The organism is Pseudomonas sp. REB1044 (genome assembly GCF_038813925.1).
GTDB lineage: Bacteria > Pseudomonadota > Gammaproteobacteria > Pseudomonadales > Pseudomonadaceae > Aquipseudomonas > Aquipseudomonas boreofloridensis.
Map to the genome: position 1 here is coordinate 4,014,778 of NZ_CP046139.1, position 10,373 is coordinate 4,025,150.

The 10,373-nt window shown below is 64.0% G+C and carries 7 protein-coding genes and 1 pseudogene; 6 read left to right on the forward strand and 2 right to left on the reverse strand.

Going from position 1 to position 10,373, the window contains the following annotated elements; genetic code table 11:
- Position 1 precedes the first annotated feature (1 nt).
- A pseudogene (locus GKC70_RS18340) lies at positions 2 to 2,109 on the reverse strand (molybdopterin oxidoreductase family protein).
- A gap of 364 nt (positions 2,110 to 2,473) precedes the next feature.
- Between GKC70_RS18340 and argF the strand changes: the two are divergent.
- On the forward strand, positions 2,474 to 3,394 hold the full coding sequence (argF, locus tag GKC70_RS18345; RefSeq protein WP_029613239.1) for an ornithine carbamoyltransferase: 921 nt from the start codon (positions 2,474 to 2,476) through the stop codon (positions 3,392 to 3,394).
- Positions 3,391 to 4,500 (forward strand): ABC transporter ATP-binding protein, encoded by a 1,110-nt coding sequence (locus tag GKC70_RS18350; RefSeq protein ID WP_342649507.1) that lies wholly within the window; start codon positions 3,391 to 3,393, stop codon positions 4,498 to 4,500. Before argF ends, GKC70_RS18350 begins: the two co-directional genes overlap by 4 nt.
- Positions 4,501 to 4,528: 28 nt before the next feature.
- On the opposite strand, the gene ybaK is transcribed toward GKC70_RS18350, so the two are convergent.
- Complete coding sequence (ybaK, locus tag GKC70_RS18355) at positions 4,529 to 4,999, reverse strand: Cys-tRNA(Pro) deacylase (protein WP_039575937.1); 471 nt, start codon at positions 4,997 to 4,999, stop codon at positions 4,529 to 4,531.
- 306 nt (positions 5,000 to 5,305) lie between these two features.
- Between ybaK and GKC70_RS18360 the strand changes: the two genes are divergently transcribed.
- The 4 genes from GKC70_RS18360 to glpD all read left to right on the forward strand — a co-directional run bounded on the left by GKC70_RS18360 (position 5,306) and on the right by glpD (position 10,339).
- On the forward strand, positions 5,306 to 6,157 hold the full coding sequence (locus tag GKC70_RS18360; protein WP_317871221.1) for an MIP/aquaporin family protein: 852 nt from the start codon (positions 5,306 to 5,308) through the stop codon (positions 6,155 to 6,157).
- A 66-nt stretch (positions 6,158 to 6,223) separates the two neighbouring features.
- Complete coding sequence (glpK, locus tag GKC70_RS18365; RefSeq protein WP_304483988.1) at positions 6,224 to 7,723, forward strand: glycerol kinase GlpK; 1,500 nt, start codon at positions 6,224 to 6,226, stop codon at positions 7,721 to 7,723.
- A gap of 137 nt (positions 7,724 to 7,860) precedes the next feature.
- Positions 7,861 to 8,616: a DNA-binding transcriptional repressor GlpR gene (gene glpR / locus GKC70_RS18370; protein ID WP_342649508.1), complete on the forward strand. Its 756-nt coding sequence runs from the start codon at positions 7,861 to 7,863 to the stop codon at positions 8,614 to 8,616.
- A gap of 196 nt (positions 8,617 to 8,812) precedes the next feature.
- Complete coding sequence (glpD, locus tag GKC70_RS18375) at positions 8,813 to 10,339, forward strand: glycerol-3-phosphate dehydrogenase (protein WP_342649509.1); 1,527 nt, start codon at positions 8,813 to 8,815, stop codon at positions 10,337 to 10,339.
- Positions 10,340 to 10,373: the final 34 nt, after the last annotated feature.

The following is a 10,373-nucleotide window of genomic DNA, read 5'->3' on the forward strand; positions in this document are numbered from 1 at the left end:
ATCAAGCCGCCTCTACCTGCACCGGTACGCCATTGAGCGCCGCGTTGCCCGACAGTGCATCGCGCAGGGTTTCGTCGGTCAGGTCATTGGCACTCACCCCCGGCTGCACCTGGGCGATCTGCAATTGGACGCCCTGGCGTGCGTGCCCCCACCCATGGGGCAGGCTGACCACACCCGGCATCACCTCGTCACTGGCCAACACCTGGACTTCCAGGCTGCCGGTGCGCGAACGCACGCGTACCCACTGGCCATCTTCGAGCTGCCGCTGCTGCAGATCCTGCGGATGCATGAGCAGTTGATGGCGCGGCTTGCCTTTGATCAGGCGATGATAGTTGTGCATCCAGGAATTATTGCTGCGGACATGACGCCGGCCGATGAGCAACAGTTGGTCAGGCGCCATGGGCACCTGGCGTGCCAGACGTTGCAAGTCGTCGAGCAGCACCTGCGGCGCGGCCTGCACCGCCTGCGCGGGAGTGCGCAGACGTGCGGCGAGGTTCGCCTGCAACGGCCCCAGGTCCAGGCCATGCGGATGTGCGTCCAGCGCCTGTAACGACAGGTTCCAGGGCGAGGCTTCGCCACGGGGTCCTGTGCGCAAGGCCAGGTCGATCATCTGCGCCGGCGGCAAGGTCGGCTTGAGTTCCAGGGCCGCCCGCTCGGCGAAGGCGCGTGCCAGACCGACGAAGATCTCCCAGTCGTGCAGTGCGCCCTGCGGCTTGGCCAGGATCGCCCGGTTGAAACGGGTGACATTGCGCACCGCCAGCAGGTTGAAGGTGCTGTCGTAATGGTCGTTTTCCAGCGCCGAGGTGGACGGCAGGATCAGGTCGGCGTGGCGCGTGGTCTCGTTGATGTACAGGTCGATGCTGAGCATGAACTCCAGCCCCGCCAGGGCGCCGTCCAATTGGCGGCCATTGGGGGTGGACAGCACCGGATTGCCGGCCACCGTGACCAAGGCTCTGATTTGGCCTTCGCCAGGCGTCAGCATTTCTTCGGCCAGCGCCGCCACCGGCAGCTCGCCGCCGTACTCCGGCAAGCCGGAAACGCGACTGCGCCATTGGTCGAAGTGGCCCCCGAGGTACTGGCGACCAGATCCACCGCCGGGTCGGTGCACAGCGCGCCGCCCACCCGGTCAAGGTTGCCGGTGACCAGGTTGATCAGTTGTACCAGCCAATGGCACAGGGTGCCGAAGGTCTGGGTCGAGACTCCCATGCGCCCGTAACACACCGCGCGCTCCGCCGCCGCGAAATCGCGGGCCAGCTGGCGGATCTGTTCGGCCTCTATGCCGCACAGCGCACTCATGGCCTGGGCCGTGAACGGCGCAATGGCTTCGTGCACCTGTTGCAGCCCTTGCACCGGCAAGTGCGAGCCGCGCGCGAGGTCTTCACTGAACAGGGTGTTGAGCAGCCCGCAGAGCAACGCCGCGTCACCACCGGGGCGGATGAACAGGTGCTGATCGGCCATGGCTGCCGTTTCGCTGCGACGGGGGTCGATCACCACCAGGCGACCACCGCGGGCACGCAGCGCTTTCAGGCGTTTTTCCACATCCGGCACAGTCATGATGCTGCCGTTGGAGGCCAGCGGGTTGCCGCCGAGGATCAGCATGAAGTCGGTGTGGTCGATGTCCGGTATCGGCAGCAGCAGGCCATGGCCGTACATCAGGTGGCTGGTCAGGTGCTGGGGCAACTGGTCGACCGAGGTGGCGGAAAAACGGTTGCGGGTCTTGAGCAGGCCGAGAAAGTAGTTGCTGTGGGTCATCAGCCCATAGTTGTGCACGCTGGGATTGCCCTGGTACACCGCCACGGCGTTGCGCCCATGATGCTGCTGGATCTGCCACAGCCGCTCGGCGGCCAGGGCGAAGGCTTCGTCCCAGCCGATCGGCTGCCAGTGATCGCCGACCCGCCGATGGGGCTGACGCAGGCGATCCGGGTCGTCCTGGATGTCCTGCAGGGCCACGGCCTTGGGGCAGATGTGGCCACGGCTGAACGGGTCTTCGCGGTCGCCCTTGATGGAATCGATCGAAGCCAGCCCATCCGGTCCGTGGCTGACTTCGATGGCCAGGCCACAGATGGCTTCGCACAGATGACACGCACGGTAATGCAGGGTCTTGGTCATGGCCGCCTCTGCCTTGTTGTTCTGGAGAGCACAGACTATGCCCGCGCGCCTCCCGCCGCCACGGCGCTAAGCGCTGTGAATCGAGCGTCATCAGGCACACGATTCGCGACACGGGGTTTGCAAACGCCCCGATGGCCCGTGTAAAACCCTGTAGAAAATAAAAAACAGTCGCTTCACAACGATATTACGACACGCCTTGATACAGGCGACCTGTTTCACCTCTTGGTTTCAGGCGACATTTAATTATAGTATTGCGCCTTTCCCCATTCCGTCCGCCCCGCGCGGCTTACGCCGCAGGTCACCGCCGTTGTCAAAAAAAACCTACGGCCGGCCTGCAAAACGTTGCAGATAAGGTAGTCATCTCATGAGCACCAGGCACTTTCTCTCCCTGCTGGATTTCACCGCTGACGAACTGCTCGGCGTGATCCGTCGAGGCATCGAGCTGAAGGGCCTGCGCAAGCGCGGCGTGCTCCATGAGCCTTTGAAGAACCGCGTACTGGGGATGATCTTCGAGAAGTCCTCGACCCGTACGCGGGTGTCGTTCGAAGCCGGCATGATCCAGCTCGGCGGCCAGGCGATATTCCTGTCCCCGCGCGACACCCAACTGGGCCGTGGCGAACCGATTGGCGACAGCGCCATCGTGCTCTCGAGCATGGTCGATGTGGTGATGATCCGTACCCACGCCCACAGCACCCTCACCGAGTTCGCCGCCCATTCGAAAGTCCCGTTGATCAACGGCTTGTCCGATGAATCGCACCCCTGCCAACTGCTCGCCGACATGCAGACCTTCGTCGAGCACCGCGGCTCGATCCAGGGCAAGACCGTGGCCTGGATCGGTGATGGCTTCAACATGTGCAACTCGTACATCGAAGCCGCCCGCCAGTTCGACTTCCAACTGCGCATCGCCTGCCCCGAAGGCTACGAACCCGATCCGCGCTTCCTGGCGTTGGGCGGCGATCGCGTGCAGATCATCCGCGACCCGCAGCAAGCGGTGCGCGGCGCGCATCTGGTTACCACCGATGTCTGGACTTCCATGGGCCAGGAAGAGGAAACTGCCAGGCGTCTGGCGCACTTCGCGCCTTACCAGGTCACCCGCGAACTGCTCGACCTGGCGGCACCCGATGCCCTGTTCATGCACTGCCTGCCCGCCCACCGTGGCGAGGAAATCAGCCAGGACCTGCTCGACGACCCCCGGTCGGTCGCCTGGGACCAGGCCGAGAACCGTCTGCATGCACAGAAGGCCCTTCTTGAATTCCTTGTAGAACCGGCTTACCACACCGCATGAGTCAACCCCTGCTGCTCAACCTGCGCAACCTCGCCTGTGGCTACGGCGAGCAGCGCATCGTCCAGAACCTCAACCTGCACCTGAACGCCGGCGACATCGGTTGCCTGCTCGGCTCCTCCGGTTGCGGCAAGACCACCACCCTGCGCGCCATCGCCGGCTTCGAGCCGGTGCATGACGGCGAGATCCAGTTGGCCGGCGAGGTCATCTCGCGCGCCGGCTTCACCCTCGCACCGGAAAAGCGCCGCATCGGCATGGTGTTCCAGGATTACGCGCTGTTCCCGCACCTTACGGTGGCGCAGAACATCGCCTTCGGCATCGCCAAGCACCCACGCCAGGCCCAGGTGGTCGAAGACATGCTCGAACTGGTCAAGCTCGGCGGCCTGGGTGGGCGTTACCCGCACGAGTTGTCCGGCGGCCAGCAGCAACGCGTCGCACTGGCCCGCGCGCTGGCGCCAGAGCCGCAACTGCTGCTGCTCGACGAGCCCTTTTCCAACCTCGACGTCGAGCTGCGCAAGCGCCTGAGCCACGAGGTGCGCGACATTCTCAAGAGCCGCGGCACCAGTGCGATTCTGGTCACCCATGACCAGGAAGAAGCCTTCGCCGTCAGCGACCATGTCGGTGTGTTCAAGGAAGGTCGCCTGGAGCAATGGGACACGCCCTACAACCTGTACCACGAACCGCAGACGCCGTTCGTCGCCAGCTTCATCGGCCAGGGTTACTTCATCCGTGGGCAAATGAGCAGCCCCGAGGCCGTCACCACGGAGCTGGGCGAGCTGCGCGGCAACCGTGCCTATGCGATGCCCGCGGGCAGCGCAGTGGACGTGCTGTTGCGACCCGACGACATCGTGCATGCCCCGGACAGCGCATTGCGCGCGCGCATCCACGGCAAGAGCTTCCTCGGCGCCTCAACCCTCTATCGCCTGCGACTGCCGACCGGTAGCCAACTGGAGGCGATCTTCCCCAGTCATGTCGATCATCAGATCGGTCAGGACGTGGGCATTGCCGTAGCGGCCGATCATCTGGTGCTGTTCGCCGTGCCCGGCAGCGTAGCCGCGCACCTCACCACGCAGGACAACGGCGTGCGCCGCCACAGTCCAGCCCATTGATCACTGCGGCCGGGCTGTGACGCTCGTCTCAGCCCCGGCCGATGCTGGCGAACACACCCTTGGTATGCTCGGCCAGCACCGCAGCGGCCAGTTCCACCTCCAGGCCGCGCCGTCCGGCACTGACATGAATACTGTCGAACTGCTGAGCTGATGCATCGATGAAGGTGCGCAAGCGCTTCTTCTGCCCCAGCGGACTGATGCCGCCTACCAAATAGCCGGTGGCACGCTGCGCGGCGGCAGGGTCGGCCATCTCGCACTTTTTCACCCCGGCGGCATGGGCCAACGCCTTCAGATCGAGCGTGCCGACCACCGGCACCACCGCAACCAGCAACTCTCCCTTCTCGCTGCACGCCAGCAGTGTCTTGAACACCTGCTGCGGATCCAGCCCGAGTTTCTCGGCAGCCTCCAGGCCATAGGACGCGGACTTTGGGTCGTGTTCGTAGCTGAGCACGCGATGTTCGGCGCGCGCGTTCTTCAACAGGTCGAGGGCGGGGGTCATGCACAGCTCCAGTCAGGATCGGCTCGGCGGCTACTGTAGGCCAATTGCCCGGGGCCAGCCAGTGGCCTTCTGCCGCCTGCACCAGCAGTGCGCAAACGACTGCGCGGTCGTGAGTCGAAATGTGGCTGATCGTTCACTTTCGACCTTTGACATCAGCGTTTCTTGTCTATATTTTTTCGTTTTTGAAGAAAACACGCACAGAAAAAGTGCACATTCGTACACTCGCTGATGATTCATGGGGATGGATTACCGGCGAGAACCGCTGAGCGCTCAGCGTCTCACAACAACAAGAACCGAGGTTCATCCATGACCACAGCTCTACGACAACCGACGCTTGGCGGCCAATGCATGGCCGAATTCCTGGGTACGGCACTGCTGATCTTTTTCGGCACCGGCTGCGTCGCTGCGCTCAAGGTCGCCGGCGCCAGCTTCGGCCTGTGGGAAATCAGCATCATCTGGGGGGTTGGCGTCAGCATGGCGATCTACCTCAGTGCCGGGGTATCGGGCGCTCACCTGAATCCGGCGGTCAGCATCGCGCTGACGCTGTTCGCCGGTTTCGAGAAGCGCAAACTCCCGTTCTACGTGATCGCTCAGGTAGCCGGTGCGTTCTGTGGCGCTGCGTTGGTGTATTGCCTGTACAGCACGCTGTTCTTCGATTTCGAACAGGCCCACGGCATGCTGCGTGGCAGTCCGGCGAGCCTGGAGCTGGCCTCGGTGTTCTCCACTTACCCGCATCCCTCGCTGTCCACCGCCCAGGCGGCGTTGGTGGAAGTGATCATCACCGCCATCCTCATGGCCGTGATCATGGCCCTGACCGATGACAACAACGGCCTGCCGCGCGGCGCCACCGCGCCGTTGCTGATCGGCCTGCTGATCGCGGTGATCGGCAGCGCCATGGGCCCACTGACCGGCTTCGCCATGAATCCGGCCCGAGATTTCGGTCCCAAACTGATGACCTTCTTTGCCGGCTGGGGCGATATTGCCTTCACCGGCGGACGCGACATCCCGTACTTCCTGGTCCCGCTGCTGGCACCGATTCTCGGTGCTTGCCTGGGGGCCGCAGGCTACCGCGTACTCATCGCCCGCAGCCTGCCGACGGCCGAAGCCGACCAACCGCAGACAGCGGCCGTCAACCAGGGCGATACTCAGGCCTCCTGACATCGGCACTGAGCCCTCTGGCCCCTTGAAGCCCTGACCCTACCCATTTCGTGCAAGGCAACGACCATGACAGACACCCAGGATAAGCACTACATCATCGCCCTGGACCAGGGCACCACCAGTTCGCGGGCGATCATCTTCGACCGCGACGCCAACGTGGTCGGCACCTCCCAGCGCGAGTTCGTCCAGCACTACCCGCAGGCCGGCTGGGTTGAGCATGATCCCATGGAAATCTTCGCCACCCAGAGCGCAACCATGGTCGAAGCCCTGGCACAGGCCGGCCTGAGCCACGCCCAGGTGGCCGCGATCGGCATCACCAACCAGCGCGAAACCACCGTGGTGTGGGACAAGGAAACCGGGCGCCCGGTGTACAACGCCATCGTCTGGCAGTGCCGACGCAGCACCGAGATCTGCGCCCAGCTCAAGCGTGACGGTCACGAACAGTACATTCGCCAAGCCACGGGACTGGTCACCGACCCCTACTTCTCCGGCACCAAGCTGAAGTGGATCCTGGACAACGTCGAGGGCGTGCGCGAGCGCGCCGAGCGCGGCGAACTGCTGTTCGGCACCGTCGACAGCTGGCTGATCTGGAAATTCTCCGGCGGCAAGGTGCATGTCACCGACTACACCAATGCCTCGCGCACGCTGATGTTCAACATCCATAGCCTGCAGTGGGACGACAAACTGCTGGAGATTCTCGGCATTCCGCGGCAGATGCTGCCTGAGGTGCGCCCCTCGTCCGAAGTCTACGGCCACACCAAGAGCGGCATCGCCATCGCCGGCATCGCGGGCGATCAGCAGTCGGCGCTGTTCGGCCAGATGTGCGTGGAACCTGGCCAGGCCAAGAACACCTATGGCACCGGCTGCTTCCTGCTGATGAACACCGGCGACAAGGCCGTGACCTCGTCCCACGGCTTGCTCACCACCATCGCTTGCGGACCGCGCGGCGAGGTGGCTTACGCCCTGGAGGGCGCAGTGTTCAACGGCGGCTCCACCGTGCAGTGGCTGCGCGACGAACTGAAGATCGTCAACGACGCACTGGACACCGAGTACTTCGCCAGCAAGGTCAAGGACAGTAACGGCGTCTACCTGGTCCCAGCCTTCACCGGCCTGGGCGCGCCCTACTGGGATCCCTACGCACGCGGCGCGCTGTTCGGCCTGACCCGTGGGGTGAAAGTCGATCACATCATCCGCGCGGCGCTGGAGTCGATCGCCTACCAGACCCGCGACGTGCTCGACGCCATGCAGCAGGACTGCGGCCAGCGCCTGTCCGAACTGCGCGTGGACGGCGGTGCGGTAGCCAACAACTTCCTCATGCAGTTCCAGGCCGACATTCTCGGTACCTGTGTCGAGCGGCCGAAGATGCGCGAGACCACCGCCCTGGGCGCTGCCTACCTGGCGGGCCTGGCCTGCGGGTTCTGGGGCAGCCTGGACGAGTTGCGCGACAAGGCAATCATCGAGCGTGAGTTCAGCCCACAACTGGACGACGCGCAGAAAGAAAAGCTGTATGCCGGCTGGAAGAAAGCCGTCGAGCGCACCCGTGACTGGGAAGATCACACCGACTGAAGCCTGCTGCACCCTGTAGGCGCGATGCTTCGCCGCGCCTACAGGGCCAGGACGCAGCGGTGGGATACGCCACTGGCCGACATCCCCGTCCTACGGCATCATTGCAGCATTTGTCCGGCAGCCCCAAAGGACCGCCCATGAATCTGCCCCCCCGCCAACAACAAATTCTCGAACTGGTGCGCGAACGCGGCTACGTCAGTATCGAGGAAATGGCCCAACTATTCGTCGTCACCCCCCAGACCATCCGCCGCGACATCAACCAACTGGCCGAAGCCAACCTGCTGCGCCGCTATCACGGTGGCGCCGCCTACGACTCGAGTGTCGAGAACACCGCCTACGCCATGCGCGCCGACCAGATGCGCGACGAAAAGCAGCGCATCGCCGACGCCGTGGCCCGGCAGATTCCCGATCACGCCTCGCTGTTCATCAATATCGGCACCACGACCGAATCCATCGCCCGCGCCCTGCTCAACCACAACCACCTCAAGGTGATCACAAACAACCTGCACGTGGCCTCGATCCTTGCCGCCAAGGACGACTTCGAGGTACTGGTGGCCGGCGGCACCGTGCGCCGTGACGGCGGTGTGGTCGGCCAGGCCAGCGTCGACTTCATCAGCCAGTTCAAGGTGGACTTCGCCGTGGTCGGCATCAGCGGGATCGACGAAGACGGCAGCCTGCTGGATTTCGACTATCAGGAAGTGCGCGTCTCCCAGGCGATCATCGCCAACGCTCGACAAGTGCTGCTCGCGGCCGACTCCAGTAAATTCGGGCGCAACGCCATGGTGCGACTGGGTTCGATCAACCTGATCGACTGCCTGGTCACCGACAAGACGCCGACCCCGGCGCTTTCGCAGTTGCTGAACCAGTACAAGGTGCGCCTCGAGGTCGTCTGAGCCTTCCTGGACGGCGCCCGCCGGGGACGACCCGGCGCGGCCGTCATCTCATGTTCATAAATGTTCATTTGTTCCGTAAGCGATCAGTATTTTCTATTGATCGCGACTGGAAAGGGCCGTTTTGTTGCGCTAGTATTTTCGCAAACGAACATCGATGTTCACATTCGCTGTGAGCCGTGCCCAGGAGGCCTTGCCCGTGTCCCAGTCCCCACAGACCCCATCGACCCCCGCAGATTGCTATGACCTTGCCGTGATCGGCGGCGGCATCAATGGCGTCGGCATCGCGGCAGACGCTGCCGGGCGTGGCCTGAAGGTGTTTCTCTGCGAGCGCGACGACCTGGCTCAGCACACCTCCTCGGCCAGCAGCAAGCTCATTCACGGTGGCCTGCGCTACCTGGAACACTACGAATTCCGTCTGGTACGCGAAGCCTTGGCCGAGCGCGAAGTGTTGCTAGGCAAGGCGCCGCATATCGTCAAGCCCATGCGCTTCGTCCTGCCCCACCGCCCGCACCTGCGCCCGGCCTGGATGATTCGCGCCGGCCTGTTCCTCTACGATCACCTGGGCAAGCGCAAACGTCTAGGCGCCTCGCGCAGCCTGCGCTTCGGCCCGGGCTACCCGCTCAAGCCCGAGATCAGCCGCGGTTTCGAATATGCCGACTGCTGGGTCGACGATGCTCGCCTGGTGGTGCTCAACGCCATGGCCGCCCGTGAGCAAGGAGCGACTATCCAGACCCGCAGCCGCTGCCTGCGCGCCGAGCGCGTCGATGGCGTGTGGCAGGTGGAGTTGCAGCATGCCGACGGTCGTCTGCAGAGCGTTCGGGCCCGTGCGCTGGTCAATGCCGCTGGGCCTTGGGTGGCCAGCTTCATCAAGGACGATCTGAAACTCGACGCGCCCTACGGCATTCGCCTGATCCAGGGTAGCCACCTGATCGTGCCGCGCTTGTACGAAGGTGAGCAGGCCTACATCCTGCAAAACGAAGATCAGCGTATCGTCTTCTGCATCCCCTATCTGGACCGTTTCACCCTGATCGGCACCACCGACCGCGAATACAGCGGCGATCCGGCGCAGGTCGCAATCACCGATGCCGAGACCGATTACCTGCTGAAGGTGGTCAATGCCCACTTCAATCATCAGCTATCGCGTGCCGACATCCAGCACACCTACTCTGGTGTGCGCCCGCTGTGCAACGACGAGTCCGACAACCCCTCGGCAGTCACCCGTGACTACACCTTGGCGCTGTCACGCCACGCCGACCAGGCGCCTCTGCTGTCGGTGTTCGGCGGCAAGCTGACCACCTACCGCAAGCTGGCCGAGTCGGCGATGGCCGAACTCAAGCCGTTCTTCCCCCAGATGCGCAGCAGTTGGACCGCCACCTCGGCGCTGCCCGGCGGTGAGGACATGACCAGCGTGCACGCCTTGGTGCAAGCCCTGTTGGCGGCCCACGGCTGGCTGGCACAGGACATCGCCAAGCGCTGGGCGGTCACCTATGGCAACCGTGTCTGGCGATTGCTGGAAGGCGTGCAAGGGCCCGACGATCTTGGCCAGGCCATCGGCGGCGGTCTGTTCGCCCGTGAGGTGGATTACCTGTGCAAGGAAGAATGGGCGGTGTCGGCCGACGACATTCTCTGGCGCCGCACCAAGTTGGGCTTGTTCACCAACGCCGCCGAGCAGCAGGCGCTGGCTGACTACCTGAAACAGGTGCACCGACTGGCAGCCGCCTGAGTGCCATTGCCCGGGGCGCTACTGCGGCCCCGGC